The sequence below is a fragment of the Limnohabitans sp. 2KL-17 genome (genome assembly GCF_003063415.1).
GTDB lineage: Bacteria > Pseudomonadota > Gammaproteobacteria > Burkholderiales > Burkholderiaceae_C > Limnohabitans_A.
The window spans coordinates 85,871-105,408 of record NZ_NESK01000001.1; the positions used below are offsets into that span (position 1 = coordinate 85,871).

A 19,538-nucleotide genomic window follows, 5' to 3' on the forward strand; every position below is an offset into this window, starting at 1 on the left:
AATATAAAACCAAAGCTAATTACTAAAAGCTTTGTTTTTAAGTTAAAGACACGTTAAGTCTTTGAAATCATTGGAGAAAATACATTGACGCACTTAGGTAAAAAATCGGTAGGAATTGAGAAACAAAGAAAATACACTTTACGCACTGAAAAGCTTACATTAAGGAGAACGCTAATGTCTAAACAGGCTAAAGTGCTAACAGCACAAGAAATCCGTAGAGTGCTGGACTACGTTGCTACACGTCCCCACGCTGAACGCAATAGGGCAATGTTTTTAACAATGCTGTACGCAATGCTACGTGTAAAAGAATGTGCGGCACTACGCTACGCAGACGTACTTGACGCAGAGGGTAAGATTAAAACTGAGATTTATCTGAGTGCTGAGCAAACAAAAGGACGTAAGGGCGGTACTGTTTTTGTCAGCGATAAGCTACGCAAAGAGCTACAGGTTTACGTTAAGGCTGTGCCGTACAAGGAATTAACAGACAAGCTTTTCTACTCACAAAAGCGTCCACAAGAGGGTTGGAACAGCAATACCTTATGTCAGCATTTTCACCACTTATTCCGTAACTGTGCCATTTCAGGTGGTAGTAGTCACAGTCCAAGACGCACAGGAATAACCAATTTAGCAGACAAAGGTGTGAGCGTTAGGGTGCTACAAAGCATCGCAAGGCACGCGAATTTATCTACTACGCAATGCTACATAGACGTGAATGATTCTATGAAGAGGAAGGCGATTGAGTTGGTTTAATTATTACTTTCGTAAGCTTCTCTAATGTAAGCGGTGTGAAAGTCAATAAACTCCAGTGTTTCATTTCTGAAACTTATTGGGTTCTTCTTAATTTCTATAAGAATTGACTGTACTTCATCTCTTATTAATTTCCAGTCCCAATCGTTTCCATCTTTAGCAATTTTGTATGCCACTAAAGCAGACAAGAAGTAGATAGCACCTTCTCTGTATTCATTACGTTTTGAATTCACGAAATTATCAAATTCAATTCTAAGCTTAAGAATTGCATTTGCTTCAACCATGGATTTGAATAAATCCATAGAATCCAGTTTTACTTGTTCTTCAAGATTGAGAACAGTTTTACCGAAATTATAATAAGGTAGAGATGTTTTAGCAGAATCAGTTGTCTGTTTTCCAATCAAAAAAACATCTGTAAAAAAACCCATAATAAGAATCTTAGTTAGTCAAATGCTCTTGGCTTGATGAAGATGTGCTCTTGAACGTATGGGCTAAATGAACTAAAGTAATTTTTTCCATCATCATCAGTGAAGTACATCTTCAACGCTAAGTCATAGATACGACGTTGCCACCATCCTCCGTTACGGGCTCGTTGCCAAACAACATCATTTACTTTACTTGAAATAGGCATTTCATACTTTGAAAGAACATGCCAATTTCTTTCGTATCCTTCATCCAAGAGTTCATAATACTTGTCAATTAAGACTGAATTGTAGCTGTTAGAAAGCCTTAGTCCCCTGTGAATTCCAGTTGAGTAGTTGTACACACACAAGTCTGGAAAACCAAAGTTAAGTAAACGTGATGCTATTGCTGGTTGATTGCCCGTTGAAACACCATTTACTTTAACGCAAAGTTCTTCACTAAGCTTCTTAACCATTTGCTTAGCTAATTCAGGATTTGGATTCTTGTAGTTATCTTTATTCCATTTTTTATACAGGACTACCAAATCATTTTTGAGAAAGTTTAGTCCGTTTGGAATATCAACTGAGGTTTTATTTGTATTGACTGCGGAATTCAACTGTGCCGCATCCAACAAGGCTCCAAAGTTGTTGTAGGTTATGGTATCTCCACCTTTGTATGTTTTGACTCCACTAACTCCAGCATTACGAAGTAGATGAGTAGCAAAGATGGTTAGAAAGTTTTCGTCTGATAGATATGTTGAAAAACTTTCCTTAGTAATCACACCATACTCATCAGTAATCTCTATATCAAGATGTTGACTTTTCTTTTTACCTGTTTCATAGGATTTTCCAAGCCAAGCCTCTCTCGCACACAAATCGGCAATGTAAATCGCCGCTTCACTAAAATTAGGAACTTTAGGAGTTCGTGCGAACGTAGCTGACGAAGGTTTGCTTTTAGTCTTTGTTGCCATTTATTTCTCCAACTTTGTCGCACGTAATCCTATAAGTTTTTACTTTGTGATTTTCTTAGCCACAGTCTTCTTAGCCGCAGTACCAGTACCACGCTTCTTACGTGTAGCAAGTACACCCTTAAAGTCACTTGTCTTAAAGCCGTAAAGCTTGATATCTTCCTTCATTTTGGCAAGCACGTTAGCTTTTTCTTTCAGCATTACGCTTTCACGCTGTGCTGTCAGTTGTGCGATTTGTTCGTTAATTTTGTCGACTTCATTCATTTGATAGCTCCATAGGTTAGTCATGTTGACATTTAACTCTACCAACGGCATAGTTACATGTCAACAGCTTGTAGAATGACAAGTGTCCATAGTGTAGCTAAAAGCTCACTCTTTATACTGAATTCCATCTAAAAACAAGGCAACGCATGTTTGAGACAACTTTCCGCAATTTGGACGACACACTACGCAAAGACGCAGGCTGTAGTAGTGAGTTGGACTACATTGAACAGACAAGTTGGGTGTTGTTTTTGAAGTACTTGGATGACTTTGAAGCAGACAGGGAAGCGTCAGCACAGCTTAATGGTGAACGCTACAAACGCATTCTTAGCAACGAATACGCATGGACAACTTGGGCTGTACCAAAGACAGCAGATGGCAAGTTGGACTACAACACAGCACTTACAGGAGAAGACTTAAAGGAATTTGTAGACGGTAAGCTGTTTCCATATCTCAAAAGCTTCAAAGTTAGTGCTGAAAACGCAGACACACTTGAGTACAAGATTGGCGAGATTTTCCACGAGCTTAAGAACAAGCTACAAAGTGGCTACAGCTTGCGTGAAGTAATCAATAAGGTGGACGAGCTTCGTTTTCGTAGCAACGAAGAAAAACACGAAATGTCCAGCTTGTATGAGGACAAGATTAAGAACATGGGTAATGCTGGACGTAACGGCGGTGAATATTACACACCACGTCCACTAATTAAGACAATTGTTAAGGTTGTTAATCCCAAAATTGGAAATAAAGTCTATGACGGTGCTGTTGGTAGTGCTGGATTTTTGTGCGAAGCATATGAGTACATGCGAACAAGCAAACAGCTAACAGCTAAGGAATTTGAACAGCTACAGCGTAAGACTTTTTACGGAAAAGAGAAAAAGTCACTTGCTTATATCATTGGCGTTATGAACATGATATTACATGGGATTGAAGCTCCCAATATCATTCACACAAACACCTTAGGTGAAAATAATGCGGACATACAAGAAAAAGATAGAGTAGATGTTGTTCTGGCTAATCCACCATTTGGTGGCAAAGAACGAGCAGAGGTTAGGCAAAACTTTGCTATTTCAACAGGTGAAACTGCCTATTTATTTTTACAACACTTTATTAAAATTCTTAAGAACAACGGACGTGGCGGTATTGTAATAAAAAGTACATTTCTTACTGCTAACGATAACGCAAGCATCGCACTTAGAAAGCAACTTCTTTCTGAAACATCATTAGACGCTGTACTAATATTGCCTAAAGGTGTTTTTACAAAAACACCAGCAACTACTGTAGTTCTGTTCTTTACTAAAGGTTTGTCAACTTCTACTACTTGGTTTTATAAGTTAAAAGCTAAAGAAAGTTTCGGTATCAATAATCCAATATCTGAGGTTCATTTGAAGGATTTTGTTGATAATTATCCAAATAAAATCAATACTGATAATTCGTGGACAGTCGATATTTCTAAATTGAATATTGATACTTTATCTTTACCCATTAGACATCCTGATGCTAATCCTTACGAAGATATATCTCCAAGTTCTGATATAAGAAATTCGCTTGTTGAGTTATCTAAGGAAACACAAAAACTTATGGAAAAAATTGGTGCCACAGAATGAAAATGGTAAAACTTAAAGATATCTGTGAATTTCAACCCAAAAAAGCTGAAGTTAGAGCATTGCTTTCTTCAAGTGAAGTGGTGAGTTTTTTGCCAATGGAGGATTTAGATGCTTACTCAAAGTACGTAAAACCAAAACATCAAAGAACTCTATCAGAGGTAATTAAGGGATACACTTACTTTCGTGAGAATGATATTCTACTGGCAAAGATAACGCCATGTTTTGAAAACGGTAAGATTGGCATTGCTAAAGATTTGGTTAATGGTATTGGATTTGGCTCAACTGAGTATATCGTCATTAGAGTTGGTAATGAAGTTCTTTCTGAATGGGTTTATCAATTTTTAACATTGCCATTTATTCGTGAGCAAGGTAAGGAGCTAATGACAGGTGCTGTTGGGCATAAACGTGTTCCTAAAGAGTTTATAGAGAATTTATCTATTCCATTGCCCCCAGTTAAAACTCAGATTGAGCTATTAAAAAAACTTGATGAAAAGCTTGATGACATCTCTCACTGTGAGTCAATGCTTGAACAACAAATCTTACTGCTTAGGGAGTTAGAGACTTCAACTGTTTCTGAAACTTTAGGATTGGCTAATGAACGAAGCTGATACACGAGCAGAACTAATTGATCTCCAGCTTAAGCTTGCTGGATGGGGTGATATAGCTGAATCACGTGTACAGCGTGAGTACAACATTAACGCTGGTGAGATTAGAGTTGGTGGCATACGTAGTAGCCAAATGAAGGCTGACTATGTGCTTATCTATAAAAATAGAAAGCTTGCGGTCATTGAAGCTAAGAGCAATGAACAGGAAGTAGGTGAAGGGGTAGCACAAGCAAAGCTATACGCTACCAAGCTTGAACTTGACTACACCTATGCGGCTAACGGTAAAGAAATCTACGAAATCAACTTAGGCACGGGTACAGAAGGACTTGTTAGCGGATTTCCAACACCTGATGAGCTTTGGAATAAGGTATTTGGAGATAGCAATGAGTGGCAAGCTAAGTTTAATGCTGTGCCATTTGAAGACGTTAACGGTACCAAGCAAGCTCGCTACTATCAAGAAATTGCTGTCAACAAAGTTATGGAGGCTGTTGCTAATAATAAGCAAAGAATCTTGCTTACGTTAGCAACGGGTACAGGTAAGACGTTTGTAGCGTTTCAAGTAGCTTGGAAGTTGTTTCAATCACGTTGGAACTTGCGTAAAGATGGAAAACGTACCCCCCGTATCTTGTTCTTAGCTGATAGAAATATTCTTGCTAATCAAGCTTACTTAGACTTTGGAGCATTCAAAGAAGACGCACTTGTTCGTATCAATCCAGCTCAGATTGCTAAACGTGGAGAAGTTCCCAAGAACGGTAGTGTGTTCTTCACTATCTTCCAAACGTTTATGAGCGGAGCTGAAGGTAAGCCGTACTTTGGAGACTATGAGCCTGACTTCTTTGACTTTGTAATCATTGACGAGTGTCATAGAGGTGGAGCTAATGACGAAAGTAACTGGCGTGAAATTCTCAACTACTTTAGTCCTGCTGTTCACTTAGGGCTAACAGCAACGCCTAAACGCATTGATAACGCTGACACATACAAATATTTTGGAGAGCCCGTTTATAAGTACAGCTTGAAAGAGGGTATACAAGACGGCTTCTTAACCCCATTCAAAGTTAAGCGTATCCAAACGACTATGGACGAATACGTTTACACACCTGACGACGAAGTATTAGAGGGTGAAGTAGAAGAAGGTTACGTCTACACAGAAAAAGACTTTAACAAAAAAATTGTTATACCTGAGCGTGAGCGTAAGCGTGTACAAGAGATGTTGGCTAACATTAACCAACAAGAAAAGACGCTTGTATTTTGTGCTAACCAAGCTCATGCCGCTATGGTTAGAGACATTATAAATCAAGAAGTTAAAGTCAAAAATACTGACTATTGTGTACGTGTTACATCTAATGATGGTCCTATTGGTGATACGTACTTAAAGCAATTTCAAGACAACGATAAGACTATTCCTACAATCATTACTACAAGTCAAAAACTAACTACTGGTGTTGACGCACGAAATGTAAGGAACGTTGTTCTTATGCGTCCAGTTAACTCAATGATTGAGTTTAAGCAAATCATTGGACGAGGTACACGTTTATTTGAAGGTAAACATTACTTCACTATTGTTGACTTTGTGAACGCATATCACTTGTTCAGTGACGCTGAGTGGGATGGAGAACCCATAGAGCCTGAACCTAAAGTTCCTAAGAAACCTAAAGAACCAGAAGGCGAAGAAGGTAGTGGTACTGGCGAAGGTGAGGGTGGTGACGAAGAGCCAACATTTAAGAAAATTAAGATTAAGCTGAGTGATGGTAAGGCACGTGAGATACAAAGTATGCGTAGCACTATGTTCTACGTAGACGGAAAACCTATCAGTGCTGAGGAGTTCTTACAACGCCTTTTCAATACTCTTAAGCTTCCTGAATTCTTTGGAACTGAAGATACTTTACGTAAGTTATGGGCTAATCCAATTACACGTAGCGAGTTGCTTAAGAAGTTAGAACAGCAAGGTTGCGGTAAATCTGACTTGCTTAAGCTACAAGAAATGATTGATGCAGACAACTGTGACTTGTTTGATGTGCTTGAGTACATTAGCTACGCACGTAAACCAATTACTCGTGCTGAACGTGTAGCTAACGCACAAGGCAACATTTATACGTTTCTTAACGAGAAACAACGTGACTTCATTGGATTTATCTTAAGGAACTACGTTCAAGATGGCGTAGACGAATTGGACATTTCTAAGCTCAGTGCTACGCTTACTTCTAAGTATGGAAGCGTCTATGAGGGGCAAAAAGCACTTGGTGAAGTTGAAGAAATAAAGCGTGTCTTTGTTGATTTTCAACAACACTTGTATAGCGTTAAGTTTGCTTAATTTGGCAATTGCTTTGACTAATAAAAAATACATTAAAGATACATTTATTAAACATCCAAAAGTTGATTGGGGTGTTGGTAGAGTTGTTTCTGATTCAACAACTGAGTCAGTTACTGCTGTATTTGAAAAAGTTGGATTAAAGACAATTCATTTGAGTTATGTAGAGCCTTTGATTGTTGATTATGATAGTGAAATAGGAAGAAGTAAATTCAATGATTTAATAAAGCTAAGAATTTATTTTAATGACTCTTTTGAGGATATTTACAGAGATATAAAGAGCAAGGCTCCTAATCATTTAATCATTATTGAGAATGGTACTTACTATGAGGTTATCAATGATGATGCTGAAAAGTGTAGGGAGATTTATGGATGGAAAGTTTACTCAAGAGCTAATAATCAAGCACTTACAGGATTTCCTATTGGTAGCAAAAATGTTTTTTACAATCTTGAAGAAAAGAGGATTTCATATGTCTTAGTTTCCCAAGTAAGTCATAAAACTAAGAATATTGAACGTCAAGTTGACAGAATTTTTACTGCTTCATAGTCTCATTTTTTCCAAAGTAAGTCTCTTATGACATCACCTGTTATCTGTAATGCTGATTATATTAAGGATTTTCTTAGAAGGCTTGAGACTAACTTTTCTTTTCCTTTTCGTTGGGTTGACAAGTACACATTAGAAGGTTTGGATGTTTACGAAGCGTGGTTGGATGAACAAAAAAAGGCTGTACAAATGAAGCGTCTTATCCGTAAAAATTATTTGGAAGTAAATAACTTTACTGAAGAAGACTATGAAGATGACTTTTGATTTGGAGTAAGCTTAAATTCCCGCACAGCGTGTAACAAACTTGCTCCTGAGTCTTTGAAAATATACACTTAAGAAAATCCTTAAGACACTTAAAAATGACACGCAAACTCACACAAAAGTTACACACACGCTTTCAGTCAATGCAAGTGCTTGATTTTATTCAGGTTTTTTCTTGTGTTAGTATTGAGTGGGAGTGACCAGAAAGGCACCTTCAGGTGCCTTTTTTTGTTACATTCTGCTCGATATGTATTTGCCTAAACAGTTTCACAACACCGACCCGGCCATTGCCCAACGCCTCATGCGCGAGCATGCTTTGGCGTCCATCGTGTCGGTGGGGGCGGACGGGTTCCCGGTGCTTAGCCACATTCCGATGCACTGGCAAGCCGATTCACTGTGGAGCGATGGCGCTGAGCATGCATACGGCGTATTGCTGGGGCACTGCGCCCGGTCCAACCCGCATGCGCAATTGCTGGCCTCTCAAGCCGATGCATTGGTGAGCTTCATGGGGCCGCAGGCCTACATGTCCCCTGGCGTGTACGCCGACAAGCAGAGAGTGCCCACCTGGAGTTATCTGGCGGTGCAGGCCAAGGTGCAAACGCGCATCATCGACCCGCACGAAGACCGCGACCGGTTGCTCAAATGCCTGATCGCCGACCACGAGCCTTCCTATGCACAGCAGTGGCGCGAGCTGCCTGCCAACTACACCGGCACCATGCTCAGCGGCATCGTGGCCTTCGAGATGCACATCACCGAATTGCAATGCGCTGTCAAACTGAACCAGCACCGACCTGAAGCCCATGCCGCCATGCACGCGGCCTATGCCGCAGGCCCATCCAATGCACAGGCCCTGGCCCGCTGGATGGAAGACCTCGGCTTGGTGCCATGAGTCAGGCTGAGGTTCTGACCGACGAGCAAGGCATGCGCCTGGCACTGGCACAAGCCCGTGCGGCGGTCGAAGCGGGCGAGGTGCCAGTGGGCGCGGTGGTGGTTAAAGATGGGCTGGTCATCGCCACGGGGCGCAACGCCCCGATCGCCAGCCATGACCCCACGGCACATGCCGAGGTGGTGGCACTGCGTGAAGCGGCTCGGGTGATGGGCAATTACCGGCTCGACGGCTGCACGCTGTATGTCACGCTGGAGCCTTGCGCCATGTGCAGTGGGGCCATGCTGCACGCACGGCTTGATCGCGTGGTCTTTGGTGCAAGCGACCCCCGCACCGGCGCTGCCGGATCCGTGCTCAACCTGTTTGCGCATGCCCAGTTGAACCACCAGACACAGGTCACAGCAGGCGTGCTGGCCGATGAATGCACCCAATTGCTGAAAGACTTTTTCAAGCCCCGTCGGCTGAACCCAGAGCCTTTGCGCGAAGACGCTTTGCGCACTCCCGAGGCAGCGTTTGAAGATTTGCCCGGCTACCCCTGGCCACCGCGCTACCTGAACGATCTGCCGAGCATTGCCGGGCTGCGCATGCATTGTCTGGATGAGGGGCCATCGGATGCGCCGCTGACTTGGTTGTGCCTGCACGGCAACCCGGCCTGGAGTTACCTTTACCGCAAGATGATCCCCATCTGGCTGGCGGCAGGACACCGTGTGGTGGCGCCAGACCTGATCGGCTTTGGCAAAAGTGACAAGCCCAAAAAAGACAGTTTTCACAGCTTTGAAGTCCATCGTCAGTCATTGCTGGATCTGATCGAGCGCCTGGATTTGCAGCGTGTCGTTTTGGTGGTGCAAGACTGGGGGGGGATTTTGGGTTTGACTTTGCCCATGGCCGCGCCCGAGCGTTACAAAGGCTTGTTGGTCATGAACACCACCCTGGCCACGGGTGATGTGCCTTTGAGTGCAGGTTTTCTGGCCTGGCGTGACTGGTGCAAGAGCCAGCCTCAATTTGATGTGGGCAAATTGTTCAAGCGCGGCAACCGCGATTTGAGCGAGACCGAGGTTGCCGCTTACAACGCGCCTTTTCCCGACAAAGGCTTTCGCGCTGCATTGCGGGCCTTTCCACCCATGGTGCCGGAGTTGGCTGATTCACCAGGGGCCGCCACGTCTCGGCAAGCCGAATTTTTTTGGCGCAACGATTGGCAAGGCCAAAGTTTCATGGCCGTTGGTTTGCAAGACCCGGTTTTGGGCGAGCCGGTGATGCGTCGATTGCAAAGTCAGATTCGTGCTTGTCCAGAACCCATGCTGCTGCCGCAAGCCGGGCATTTTGTGCAAGAGCAGGGCGATGCGATTGCACAGGCGGCTGTGCGACACTTTGTGCCCTGAAACAGAACACCCGCCATGGCCCATATTTATATTTTTTCTCCCTCCAGCGCGGTGCGCGACAAGGCGGCTTTTCGCCGTGGGCTCAAACGCTTGAAGTCGCAGGGTCATGAAGTTGAAGTGGATGAAGCCGCATTGACCAGTCACATGCGTTTTGCGGGCGATGACGCTGTGCGCATTGCAGCCATTGGCCGTGCGGCTGCCAGTGGCGCTGATGTGGCGCTGATCTCTCGCGGGGGCTACGGGCTCACCCGCATCCTGCCGGACTTGCCCTACAAAGCCATTGGCAAAGCCATCGATGGCGGCTTGCAGTTTGTCGGCCTGAGTGATTTCACAGCGTTTAATCAAGCGGTGTTCACCAAGACGGGCCGCATCACATGGCAAGGCCCGGCTTTGGGCGAGGATTTCGGTTCGGCTCAAGAGCCTGACGACATCATGCAAGCCTGTTTTGACGACCTGTTGCTTGAGCAAGGGGAGGGCACCGGCTGGCAATTGCCCAAGACTGAAACCGAGCGCCGCGTGCTGCTCAAGGATGCCCCGCTTTGGGGGGGCAACCTGTCGGTGCTGGTCTCCTTGCTGGGGACGCCTTATTTTCCACAAATCAAGGGCGGTGTGCTGTTCCTCGAGGATGTGGGCGAGCACCCCTACCGCGTCGAGCGCATGTTGACGCAACTGTTGCATGCCGGCGTGCTGGCTCGGCAAAAAGCCGTGTTGATGGGGCAATTCACCCATTACAAACTGGTGCCTGCCCACGACAAGGGCTTCAAGCTGGCCACGGTGGTGGATTGGCTGCGCAGCCAGATCAAGGCGCCGGTCTTGACGGGTCTGCCTTTTGGCCATGTCGAGACCAAGGTGCTGCTGCCTGTCGGCGCCAAGGTGGATCTTGTCACCGAGGGGCGTGACGCCTTGATGGTTTGGGGCCATATTTAAAAACTGAGACTTGCCGCGGGTTTTAGGGCACATGGGGCCTGAAGGCGGCTGTTGCTGTTGAAACAAAAAAACAAACAAGGGAGACGATCATGAAGTGGATCGCACGAGTTCTGCTGGCAGGCCTGACTGTTTTATTGCTTGCAGGAGGTGTGGTCAGCGTGCACCTTTTGCGCGGACTGCCCCAGCTGGATGGCGAGGTGCAACTCAAGGGCTTGTCGGCCTCGGTGCAAATCACCCGCGATGCTTCTGATGTGACCCATATCAGCGCCAGCACGGCCCCGGATGCCTGGCGAGCCTTGGGTTTCGTGCACGCCCAAGAGCGGGGCTGGCAAATGGAATTCAACCGACGGGTGATGCGCGGCGAACTGTCCGAGATTCTGGGCGCCGCCACGCTGGACACGGACAAACTGATGCGCACCCTGGGCATTATTGGCATGGCACAGCAGCAGCTCAAAGGCTTGTCGCCTGCCGCCCAAGCCGCTTTGCAGGCCTACAGTGAGGGCGTTCAGACCGCTTGGCAAAGTGGCTTGGTAAGGCCATCGCCAGAGTTCACGTTGCTCTCGGCCCAAGCCGGCGGCTTGACCGGCCAAGCCTGGACACCTGAAGACAGCGTGGGCTGGGCTTTGATGATGGCCTTGGACTTGGGGGGCAACTGGGGTCAGGAATTTGCACGTTTGTCAGCGTCCCAGGTGCTGAGCAGCGAACAGCTGTGGCAACTGCTGCCGGCTTATCCGGGTGAAAAACCCGCCACATCGGTTGATTTGCCAGCCCTCTACGCCAGCCTGGGTGTCTATTCGCCCCCTGCGGCAAAGGCCTCGGGGTTGCCCACAAACACATCCCCTTTGGCGCAATGGTCGGCAGACACTGTGCGCGACATGGGCGTTCTGGATGGCAAGGGCAGCAACAACTGGGTGGTGCCCGGTAGCCACACGGTATCGGGCAAGCCCTTGTTGGCCAATGACCCTCATTTGGCGCTGAGCTCTCCTGCGATTTGGTACTTTGCCCACCTGAAAGCCCCTGCTGGCGAATTACCCGGTGGGCAAAAGCACCCGGCACTGGACGTGATCGGTGCCACCTTGCCAGGCTTGCCTTTTGTGGTGTTGGGTCGCACATCGGGCGTGGCCTGGGGCTTCACCAACACAGGTCCCGATGTGCAGGATTTGTACCTGGAACAACTCGATACAGCCCAGCCTGGTCAATACCGCACGCCCGAGGGTTGGCGTGCTTTCACACAACGCAGCGAAACGATTCGCGTGAAGGGGCAAGCGGATGTCGCAATCAAGGTGCGCAGCACCCGCCACGGTCCGGTCATCAGTGATGTGCAGCCGCAGTACAAGGGGCTGATTGACACGAACCGTTACGCCGTCAGCCTGCGCTGGTCGGCGCTGACGCCGGACAACAAAACCATTGAGGCAGGCATGCAAGCCAATTGGGCCCAAAGCGTGCCGCAATTGCAGCAAGCCTTTGCCGACCACCATGCACCCATGCAAAGCGTGGTGATGGCCGACACTTCGGGTGAAGTGGCGTATCGCGCAGTGGGCAAAGTGCCCACACGTGCGCCCCAAAACGACATTCGCGGCGTTGCCCCGTCACCGGGTTGGTTGGCCCAATACGATTGGACAGGCTGGTTGCCCTACGCGCAAAACCCCGCAGTCGACGCTGCCCAGATCGAGAAAAAGGGCTGGCACGCGACCGCCAACCAGAACATCTTGCCGCCAGGCTATCCGCATTTTGTGGGAGGTGACTGGACCACGCCCGAGCGTTTTCAGCGCATCGAGCATTTGCTGGCAACTACGCCCAAGCACAGCCGTGAAAGCATGCAGGCCATCCAGAACGATGTCATGTCTTTGGGCGCCAAAGCCCTGCAGTCCAGGCTGGGCAAGGTGCAGTCACTGCACCCCTTGGCCCCGGTCGCATTGAAGTTGGTAGCCGAATTTGACGGCCAGATGCGAACCGACAGCGCAGCGGCATTGCTTATCAATGTCTGGGCCGATGAGCTGACGCGGGGCTTGTTGGTGCCACATCTGGGGGCTGAGCGCTTTCAGGGCTTGTATGGCAAGCGCCATTTCAGGGCTGCCGTGGAGGGCATTCTTGACCGGTCCGATGCATTTTGGTGTGGCCCTGGTGCGTGCCCTGCCCAGACCTCAGCGGCACTTGACAGGGCGCTTGATCGCATCTCTGCCAGTATGGGCAGCGATGCGAAGAAGTGGCGTTGGGGCGCTTGGCATCCGGCCATCAGCAGCCACAAGCCATTCGGCAAAGTGCCTTACTTGAATGCGCTGTTCGACGTGCGCGTTGAAAGTGCCGGTGACTTGTTCACCGTCAACGTGGGCCAGTACTGGGCCAACGAAAAGAAGACGCCTTTTGCCAATCGCCATGCGGCATCGATGCGCGCCGTCTACGACTTGGGGCAACCGGATCAGTCGGTGTTCATTTACCAGACAGGCCAGTCGGGCCATGTGCTGGATCCCCGAAGCCGCAACATGGCCAACCGCTGGGCTGAAGGCGGCTATCTGGACTTGCAACAAACGCCCCAAACGGTGCTGCACCGCATGAGTCTGCTGCCTTGAGCCTCGTGTCCAACGCCTTAAAGCCCTGGCAAGTGATTGTGGGGGGCATCTGCGGTCTGGTGCTGACCATCGGCTTGGCGCGTTTCGCCTTCACGCCCTTGTTGCCCCAGCTGCAGTTGCAAACAGGCCTGACCGATGCCGCCGCCGGAGGCTTGGCTGCGATCAATTACGCGGGTTATATCTCTGGCGCATTGGCTGCAGCCTGGATTGACGATGTGCGATGGCGTCACCGGCTCTACAGCATGGGCCTGTGGTTGTCGCTTTTGTCTGTGGCCGGCATGGCCCTGTCGACCTGGATGCCCAACTGGGCGCTGTGGCGTTTTTTGGGCGGGTTGTGCGGAGCCACCGGCATGCTGCTTGGGGCAGGACTTGTGTTGGGCTGGCTCATGCGGCAAGGTCGAAGGCCCGAGCTGGGCGTGCATTTCATCGGCCTGGGCTTGGGCATTGTGGTGTCTGCCCTCGGCGCCTGGGGGGTGTCGCAGCTGTGGACGCTGTGGTCGTCACAGTGGTTGGCCATGGCTGCCATGGGGCTGCTGTTTTTCATACCGGCATGGTTTTGGCGGCCTCCGGTGCCGCCCGTGCCACCCGCTGCATTGACACAGGACGCAAGCAAAGTGTCTCGGCGCTGGATGCTGACCATGGCGGGTAGCTACTTTGCGGCAGGCTGGGGCTTTGTGATCAGTGCCACCTTCACCGTGGCCATTGTCGAGCGCGAACCGGCTTTGGCCGGGCAGGGCGCATTGGCCTGGGCCCTGGTCGGATTGGCGGCCATGCCCGCCGTGTTTTTGTGGGACAAGGTGGCCCGGCGATTGGGTGACACGCGGGCTTTGCTGCTGGCCTTTGGCTTGCAAACGGTGTCGGTGATCTTGCCCGCTCTGTCCGGTTCTTTGGCGGCTGCACTGGGCGGTGCCCTGGGTTATGGGGCCACGTTCATTGGCATTGTGAGCTTGACGCTGGCCCTTGTTGGGCGGCGTGCACCGCACAACCCGGGCAAGGCCATGGCCCGCCTGACTTTGAGTTATGGCGCAGCGCAGGTCATCGCCCCCATCGTGGCCGGCGCCATGGCACAAGCCACTGGCACTTTCAAGGGGGCGCTTTGGCTGACGGCCGCTGTCATGCTGCTGGGCATGGCTTTGCTGGCCACTTTGCCGGACGAGGCTGAGCCTGGCTAGCCTTTACCCTTATCGATCAAACCTTGCGCCACATGCTCGCTCAAGAAGTCGTAGACCGAACGGATCAGCATGCTGGTGCGCAGCTCCCGATGCACTGTCAGCCACACCGGCAGCGCCGGCAGTGCCAGTGAGGGCAGTACGCTTGCGATGCCTGGCTCGTTGAGGGCAAGGTATTCACCCACAAACCCAACACCCAATCCGGCTTTTACGCCCGCCCATTGGGCATTGAGGTCATCGGTGCACAGGCCATACCGCAGGTTGTGGGCTGACAGGCCCAGGGCTTCAAAGCCAGCTTCAATCTCGGCGGTGCGGTTACCTGCAATCAGGTCATGGTGCATCAGGTCGTTGGCATGTTGCGGTGTGCCCATGCGCTGCAGATAGTCCAAGCTGGCACAGGCACGCAGCCTGACTTGGCCAATTTGCTTGGCCACCAGACTGCCTTGTTCGGGTCTGACCATGCGCAGCGCAATGTCCGCTTCACGCATCAGCAAGTTGCTAATTGAATTGCTAACGACCAACTCGACCACGACATCGGGCAAGGCCTGGCGCATTTGGACCAGGATGGGCGGCAATAAAAAGCAGGCCACGGGCTGGCTGGCAGTCAGCCTCACCTTGCCTTTTATCGCCTGGCCCGCCCCCGAAGCCAGACGCGAAACACTGGCCGCGCCTACTTGCATGGCGCTGGCAGCCTCGGCCAGGGTGATGGCCTGGCTGGTGGGTTGCAGGCCGCGCCCGGTGCGTTCAAACAAGACCATCTGAAGCTGTTGCTCCAACTCGGCAATGTGCCGTCCCAGCGTGGGTTGGCTGACGCCGGTAGCCCGCGCTGCGCCCATCAAGCTCCCTTGTTCCATGGCGGCCAAAAATGACGGGATCAAAGACCAGTTGAATTCTCTGGTATTCATAAGTGAATTTCTGTTATTTGAAAAGAAACCATTGTGCATTCACTGCTGACTTCAGACAATCGAGCGCACTCAAATCAAACTCAGGAGTAATTGAATGAACAGACGACAAATTTTGCGAATTGCGGGTGGCGGCTTTATCGCTGCTGCCACTGCAAGCACATTCACAGGTTGCAGTGCCGATATGCCGCCAGAGGCCATCGCGGCTTGGCTGCCGCCTGCAGACACTTTGGACATCCGTCGCTGGGTGATCTCGCATGCGCTGTTGGCGCCGCATGCTCACAACCTGCAGTCTTGGTTGGTTGATCTGGCGACGCCCGACACCATCGTGCTGCGCATGGACATGAAGCGCCTGCTGCCCGAGACCGATCCTTTGTCGCGCCAGTTGGTGATCAGCCAAGGAACCTTCATCGAATTGCTTGACCTTGCTGCCCGTCAGCGCGGTTACCGAACCGAGGTCAAAATATTCCCTGAAGGCGAGTTCGATGACAAAACTCCCGACGCACGCCCGACTGCAAGCGTCCGTTTGGTGCTGGATGCTCAGGTCAAACCGGATCCTTTATTTGCCCAGATTTTTCGGCGCCACACCAACCGGGCTGCTTACGAAACTCGGGCACCGGATGCGGCCGCTTTGCAGGCCTTGACCGAAAGCGTAGCGGGTTTGCCAGTGACATCGGGCTGGGTGACCCTTGCTGACGATGTGGCCATGAAACGCCATGCCCAGATCGCCATGGACGCTTGGCGCACTGAGCTCGTCACCCCCCGAACCTTGCTGGAGTCGTACAAAGTATTGCGCATCGGTCCGAAAGAAATTGTGCAGCACCGCGATGGGGTCTCGTTGAATTCGCCCATGTTGCGCGCCATTGCCGCATTGGGTTTGTTTGATCGCACCCAGGCCTCGGCCGCAGACAGCTCGGAAATCAAAGACCAGGTGGCCCAATTCAATGCCAAGATCGCCACCACTCCCGCATATTTTTGGCTGAACACGAAGCGCAACGACCGCACAACCCAGCTGCTGGCCGGGCGTGCCTATGTGCGGGCGCAGTTGGCTGCCACGGCCCATGGTTTGTCCATGCACCCTTTGTCGCAGGCATTGCAAGAATACACAGAGCAGGCACCGCATTACCAGGCCATCCACCAGTTGCTTGGGGCCACCGAGCCTGGTCACACGGTTCAGATGTGGACGCGGCTGGGTTATGGACCATCGTTATCGCCATCGCCGCGCAGGGGCTTGGATGCACATTTGCCTCGAACCTGAAATGCGTGTTCCAGCCTGGGTGTGGCAACAAGCTTTGGCCTCAAAATAGCCGCTCATTACAAACGCCTTCCAAGGCGTCAGGGAGAACATGAACACAACCACCGACCCACAGCCGGATCGCCGGCAACGCGACTTTGCCGCACAGCACATGCACACCGTGCTGGCGCGCCTGGCGGGGCCAGATGCCAAGCCAAGGGCTGACCAACTGTACGCCGTGCATGCCGTGTTGCAACCGGCTTCTCGTGTGCTTGTGGTGCAGGCCACGGGCTGGGGCAAATCGGCGGTGTATTGGGCGGCGACTCACGCGATGCGCAGTACGGGTTCTGGCCCCACGCTGGTGGTGTCGCCGCTGCTGGCACTGATGCGCGATCAGGTGGCGGCAGCCGAGCGCGCTGGGCTGAAGGCGGCCACGGTCAATTCGACCAACATCGACGATTGGGACGATGTGTTCCAACGACTGGACGATGACGCTGTGGATGTGCTGCTGGTCTCGCCCGAGCGGCTGGGCAATCCGCGTTTTGCGGCACGGCTGGTTCAATTGCTGTCCCGTGTGGGCCTGATCGTGATCGACGAGGCCCATTGCATCAGCGACTGGGGTTTTGATTTTCGCCCCGACTACCAGCGGCTGGCGCGGGCCCTGCTGTCTACGCCCACAGCCAGCGTACTGGCCACAACGGCGACTGCCAACGAACGGGTGACGCATGACATCGGTCAGCAGTTGGGCGCGGGCACGGTCACGTTTCGGGGCACGCTGGCCCGTACCTCGCTCACCTTGTCGGTGGTGCCGGGTTTGTCACCACTTGCGCGTTATGCCTGGATGGCCGATGCGCTGAAGCAGTTGCCGGGTTCGGGCATTGTGTATGTGCTGACCGTGGCCGAGGCCGATCGCCTGACAGCCTTTTTGCGCAGTTGTGGCCATGCGGTCGATGCCTACACCGGTCAGATCGACGCCGATACGCGGCTGCAGGTGGAAGACCGTTTGCGCCACAACCAGGTCAAGGCGGTGGTGGCTACATCGGCACTGGGCATGGGCTATGACAAACCCGATCTGGGGTTTTGTGTGCACGTGGGTTCGCCATCCACCCCGGTGGCTTACTACCAGCAAGTGGGCCGGGCAGGGCGCGCTGTGGTCCATGCCGAGGGCGTGTTGCTGCCATCAGATGCAGACGAACGCATTTGGGATTACTTTGCCACGGCTTCAATTCCAGACCCGCAAACGGCCGACAAGGTGCTGGCCTGTCTGGCTGCGGCAGGGCGGGGGCTGCTGGAGATCGAAGCCCAGACCGGTGTGCGCCGAGGCCGGCTTGAGGCTTTGCTGAAAATATTGGCAGTGGAGGGCGTGGTCATCAAAGACGGTTCGGCTTGGAAGGCCACTGGCCAGACTTATGTGCACGACACCGCCAAATGGGCGGCTTTGGCCCGGGTGCGTCAACAAGAGGCGAACATCATGCGCCAGTACGCCAACGGCCAGGGTTGTTTGATGGCGTATTTGCAAACCGCACTGGACGACTCGTCGCCAACGCCTTGTGGGCGCTGCTCGGTCTGCACCGGGCATCTGCCTTATCCGGGACTCACGCCATCCCAAGACAAAATGATTGCCGCCCGCGATTTTTTGCGTGGTATGGATGTGCCCATTGAGCCACGCAAACGCTGGCCTGCAGGCGTCAGCCGCAAGGGCAATATTCTGGGCTTTGAGGCCGGGCGCGCAGTGGCCTTTGCCGATGACCCTGCCTGGGTGAACGAGTTGCAGGCTTTGCTCGTGTCAGGCGCCCTTGTTTCTCCTGGCGGGGATGTGTCCGAGCCATGCTTGCCCGAAGCGTTGCTGGCAGGTGCCTTGGCGACTTTGGGGCGATGGTCCAAGGTATGGGGCCATCGCCCGGTGTGTGTGGTGCCTTTGCCAGCCCCCCGCATGTTTGCAAACCAGCAGATGGCTTTGCACATCTCCCAAAAAGGACGCCTGCCGCTGCACAAGGTGTTGAGCTGGACAGGCCATGCTGCGCCCGATGACGCGGCATCGACCCCTGTGGTGGCGCATCTTGAGTCGGTCATTCGGCTGTTGCCCGGTGCATCCTTGCCGGATGGGCCGGTCTTGCTGGTGGCGACCGAAGTCAGAACCCGCTGGGCAGCCACCGTGGCAGCAGCGCTTCTGCGTGAAAATGGGGCCAGCCAAGTGCTTTTGCTGGCTTTGCATCTGCAGCCCTGAGACCCTTTTTTATACATTTGTGCAAGCCACTTGCACGCAGCTTGCCCATGACCGAAGACACACAAGACACGCCCCTGATTCAAGAGCCCCGCCTGTGGCAAGGTGACGACTGGACCGCCAAGGTCATCAAAAATGACGACGACGATGGCTGGGCTGTGGCGATGTTCAAGGAGGGTGAAACCGAGGCGGCATTGATTGGCCCGTGGACCATGGGTCGCGATAAAAAGAACCCCAAACCGCTCGATGGCAACGCATTCATCACCTTGGTGAAAACCGCTAGCGAGTTTGTGCGCCGCCATGAACAGCAACTGCATGCTTCGTTGCACCAGTCGGTGATCGTCAATGGCCTGGCTGGCCGAATCACGGTGCTTTTGGACATCGTGCCTGACGATGACAACCCTTTTGCGGTGCTGACTGCGCAAGATGAGGGCGGCGACACCCTGGCCGAAGTCAAGCTTGAGGCTGGCTTCAAGCTCAACCGGCAGACTGCCCAAGCCTGGGTGGATGCCGGTTTTGCGAAGCCTGGCAGTGGACGGCGCTGATTC

Annotated in this window: 18 protein-coding genes; 14 read left to right on the forward strand and 4 right to left on the reverse strand. The window is 51.4% G+C overall.

The window, feature by feature from the left end:
- Window positions 1-174 precede the first annotated feature (174 nt).
- Window positions 175-750 (forward strand): site-specific integrase, encoded by a 576-nt coding sequence (locus tag B9Z45_RS00405; RefSeq protein ID WP_108405257.1) that lies wholly within the window; start codon window positions 175-177, stop codon window positions 748-750.
- Here the strand turns inward: B9Z45_RS00405 and B9Z45_RS00410 are convergent.
- The 3 genes from B9Z45_RS00410 to B9Z45_RS00415 are packed head-to-tail and all read right to left on the reverse strand — an operon-like array spanning window position 747 to window position 2,380.
- Window positions 747-1,175, reverse strand: coding sequence for a hypothetical protein (locus tag B9Z45_RS00410; RefSeq protein ID WP_108405258.1), 429 nt, complete (start codon window positions 1,173-1,175; stop codon window positions 747-749). The genes B9Z45_RS00405 and B9Z45_RS00410 overlap by 4 nt on opposite strands.
- A 14-nt stretch (window positions 1,176-1,189) precedes the next feature.
- Complete coding sequence (locus B9Z45_RS16840; RefSeq protein ID WP_146180850.1) at window positions 1,190-2,119, reverse strand: hypothetical protein; 930 nt, start codon at window positions 2,117-2,119, stop codon at window positions 1,190-1,192.
- Between the two features lie 39 nt (window positions 2,120-2,158).
- Complete coding sequence (locus B9Z45_RS00415) at window positions 2,159-2,380, reverse strand: H-NS histone family protein (protein WP_146180851.1); 222 nt, start codon at window positions 2,378-2,380, stop codon at window positions 2,159-2,161.
- Window positions 2,381-2,526: 146 nt separating this feature from the next.
- On the opposite strand from B9Z45_RS00415, the gene B9Z45_RS00420 reads away from it, so the two are divergent.
- From B9Z45_RS00420 to B9Z45_RS00465, 10 genes are all read left to right on the forward strand, one after another.
- Window positions 2,527-3,981, forward strand: a complete 1,455-nt coding sequence (locus B9Z45_RS00420; protein ID WP_108405260.1) for a class I SAM-dependent DNA methyltransferase — start codon at window positions 2,527-2,529, stop codon at window positions 3,979-3,981.
- Window positions 3,978-4,589, forward strand: a complete 612-nt coding sequence (locus B9Z45_RS00425) for a restriction endonuclease subunit S (protein ID WP_199221803.1) — start codon at window positions 3,978-3,980, stop codon at window positions 4,587-4,589. Before B9Z45_RS00420 ends, B9Z45_RS00425 begins: the two co-directional genes overlap by 4 nt.
- Window positions 4,576-6,897, forward strand: coding sequence for an EcoAI/FtnUII family type I restriction enzme subunit R (hsdR, locus tag B9Z45_RS00430; protein ID WP_108405261.1), 2,322 nt, complete (start codon window positions 4,576-4,578; stop codon window positions 6,895-6,897). The genes B9Z45_RS00425 and hsdR overlap by 14 nt, the downstream gene beginning before the upstream one ends.
- Window positions 6,848-7,441: a DUF3553 domain-containing protein gene (locus B9Z45_RS00435; RefSeq protein ID WP_108405262.1), complete on the forward strand. Its 594-nt coding sequence runs from the start codon at window positions 6,848-6,850 to the stop codon at window positions 7,439-7,441. Before hsdR ends, B9Z45_RS00435 begins: the two co-directional genes overlap by 50 nt.
- 27 nt (window positions 7,442-7,468) lie before the next feature.
- A complete protein-coding gene (locus tag B9Z45_RS00440) occupies window positions 7,469-7,702 on the forward strand; it encodes a hypothetical protein (protein ID WP_108405263.1) in 234 nt (77 codons plus the stop codon).
- A 244-nt stretch (window positions 7,703-7,946) separates the two neighbouring features.
- Window positions 7,947-8,588: an FMN-binding negative transcriptional regulator gene (locus B9Z45_RS00445; protein ID WP_108405264.1), complete on the forward strand. Its 642-nt coding sequence runs from the start codon at window positions 7,947-7,949 to the stop codon at window positions 8,586-8,588.
- Window positions 8,585-9,964: a tRNA adenosine(34) deaminase TadA gene (gene tadA / locus B9Z45_RS00450; protein ID WP_108405265.1), complete on the forward strand. Its 1,380-nt coding sequence runs from the start codon at window positions 8,585-8,587 to the stop codon at window positions 9,962-9,964. Before B9Z45_RS00445 ends, tadA begins: the two co-directional genes overlap by 4 nt.
- A 15-nt stretch (window positions 9,965-9,979) precedes the next feature.
- Window positions 9,980-10,891 carry an LD-carboxypeptidase gene (locus B9Z45_RS00455; protein ID WP_108405266.1) on the forward strand — a complete coding sequence of 304 codons (912 nt, stop codon included), beginning with the start codon at window positions 9,980-9,982 and terminating at the stop codon, window positions 10,889-10,891.
- An 89-nt stretch (window positions 10,892-10,980) separates the two neighbouring features.
- Window positions 10,981-13,461, forward strand: a complete 2,481-nt coding sequence (locus B9Z45_RS00460) for a penicillin acylase family protein (protein ID WP_108405267.1) — start codon at window positions 10,981-10,983, stop codon at window positions 13,459-13,461.
- 5 nt (window positions 13,462-13,466) lie between these two features.
- Complete coding sequence (locus B9Z45_RS00465) at window positions 13,467-14,633, forward strand: YbfB/YjiJ family MFS transporter (RefSeq protein ID WP_108405268.1); 1,167 nt, start codon at window positions 13,467-13,469, stop codon at window positions 14,631-14,633.
- On the opposite strand, the gene B9Z45_RS00470 is transcribed toward B9Z45_RS00465, so the two are convergent.
- The gene (locus tag B9Z45_RS00470) at window positions 14,630-15,535 is read right to left on the reverse strand and encodes a LysR family transcriptional regulator (protein WP_108405269.1); all 906 of its coding nucleotides are present in this window, start codon (window positions 15,533-15,535) and stop codon (window positions 14,630-14,632) included. The two genes, B9Z45_RS00465 and B9Z45_RS00470, sit on opposite strands and share 4 nt — an antisense overlap.
- A gap of 94 nt (window positions 15,536-15,629) precedes the next feature.
- On the opposite strand from B9Z45_RS00470, the gene B9Z45_RS00475 reads away from it, so the two are divergent.
- The 3 genes from B9Z45_RS00475 (at window position 15,630) to B9Z45_RS00485 (ending at window position 19,535) form a co-directional block, all read left to right on the forward strand.
- A complete protein-coding gene (locus B9Z45_RS00475; protein ID WP_108405270.1) occupies window positions 15,630-16,790 on the forward strand; it encodes a nitroreductase family protein in 1,161 nt (386 codons plus the stop codon).
- 88 nt (window positions 16,791-16,878) lie between these two features.
- On the forward strand, window positions 16,879-18,993 hold the full coding sequence (locus B9Z45_RS00480; protein WP_233252024.1) for an ATP-dependent DNA helicase RecQ: 2,115 nt from the start codon (window positions 16,879-16,881) through the stop codon (window positions 18,991-18,993).
- A 47-nt stretch (window positions 18,994-19,040) separates the two neighbouring features.
- Window positions 19,041-19,535 carry a hypothetical protein gene (locus tag B9Z45_RS00485; RefSeq protein ID WP_108405271.1) on the forward strand — a complete coding sequence of 165 codons (495 nt, stop codon included), beginning with the start codon at window positions 19,041-19,043 and terminating at the stop codon, window positions 19,533-19,535.
- Window positions 19,536-19,538 lie beyond the last annotated feature (3 nt).

What these genes read in the sequence shown, in the direction of transcription:
- B9Z45_RS00420 (WP_108405260.1), top strand. Translation starts at nt 2,527, where the DNA reads ATGTTTGAGACAACTTTCCGCAATTTGGACGACACACTACGCAAAGAC.
- hsdR (WP_108405261.1), top strand. Translation starts at nt 4,576, where the DNA reads ATGAACGAAGCTGATACACGAGCAGAACTAATTGATCTCCAGCTTAAG.
- B9Z45_RS00415 (WP_146180851.1), bottom strand. Translation starts at nt 2,380, where the DNA reads ATGAATGAAGTCGACAAAATTAACGAACAAATCGCACAACTGACAGCA.
- B9Z45_RS00455 (WP_108405266.1), top strand. Translation starts at nt 9,980, where the DNA reads ATGGCCCATATTTATATTTTTTCTCCCTCCAGCGCGGTGCGCGACAAG.
- B9Z45_RS00475 (WP_108405270.1), top strand. Translation starts at nt 15,630, where the DNA reads ATGAACAGACGACAAATTTTGCGAATTGCGGGTGGCGGCTTTATCGCT.
- B9Z45_RS00445 (WP_108405264.1), top strand. Translation starts at nt 7,947, where the DNA reads ATGTATTTGCCTAAACAGTTTCACAACACCGACCCGGCCATTGCCCAA.
- tadA (WP_108405265.1), top strand. Translation starts at nt 8,585, where the DNA reads ATGAGTCAGGCTGAGGTTCTGACCGACGAGCAAGGCATGCGCCTGGCA.
- B9Z45_RS00480 (WP_233252024.1), top strand. Translation starts at nt 16,879, where the DNA reads ATGAACACAACCACCGACCCACAGCCGGATCGCCGGCAACGCGACTTT.
- B9Z45_RS00485 (WP_108405271.1), top strand. Translation starts at nt 19,041, where the DNA reads ATGACCGAAGACACACAAGACACGCCCCTGATTCAAGAGCCCCGCCTG.
- B9Z45_RS00460 (WP_108405267.1), top strand. Translation starts at nt 10,981, where the DNA reads ATGAAGTGGATCGCACGAGTTCTGCTGGCAGGCCTGACTGTTTTATTG.
- B9Z45_RS00440 (WP_108405263.1), top strand. Translation starts at nt 7,469, where the DNA reads ATGACATCACCTGTTATCTGTAATGCTGATTATATTAAGGATTTTCTT.
- B9Z45_RS00470 (WP_108405269.1), bottom strand. Translation starts at nt 15,535, where the DNA reads ATGAATACCAGAGAATTCAACTGGTCTTTGATCCCGTCATTTTTGGCC.
- B9Z45_RS00410 (WP_108405258.1), bottom strand. Translation starts at nt 1,175, where the DNA reads ATGGGTTTTTTTACAGATGTTTTTTTGATTGGAAAACAGACAACTGAT.
- B9Z45_RS00425 (WP_199221803.1), top strand. Translation starts at nt 3,978, where the DNA reads ATGAAAATGGTAAAACTTAAAGATATCTGTGAATTTCAACCCAAAAAA.
- B9Z45_RS16840 (WP_146180850.1), bottom strand. Translation starts at nt 2,119, where the DNA reads ATGGCAACAAAGACTAAAAGCAAACCTTCGTCAGCTACGTTCGCACGA.
- B9Z45_RS00405 (WP_108405257.1), top strand. Translation starts at nt 175, where the DNA reads ATGTCTAAACAGGCTAAAGTGCTAACAGCACAAGAAATCCGTAGAGTG.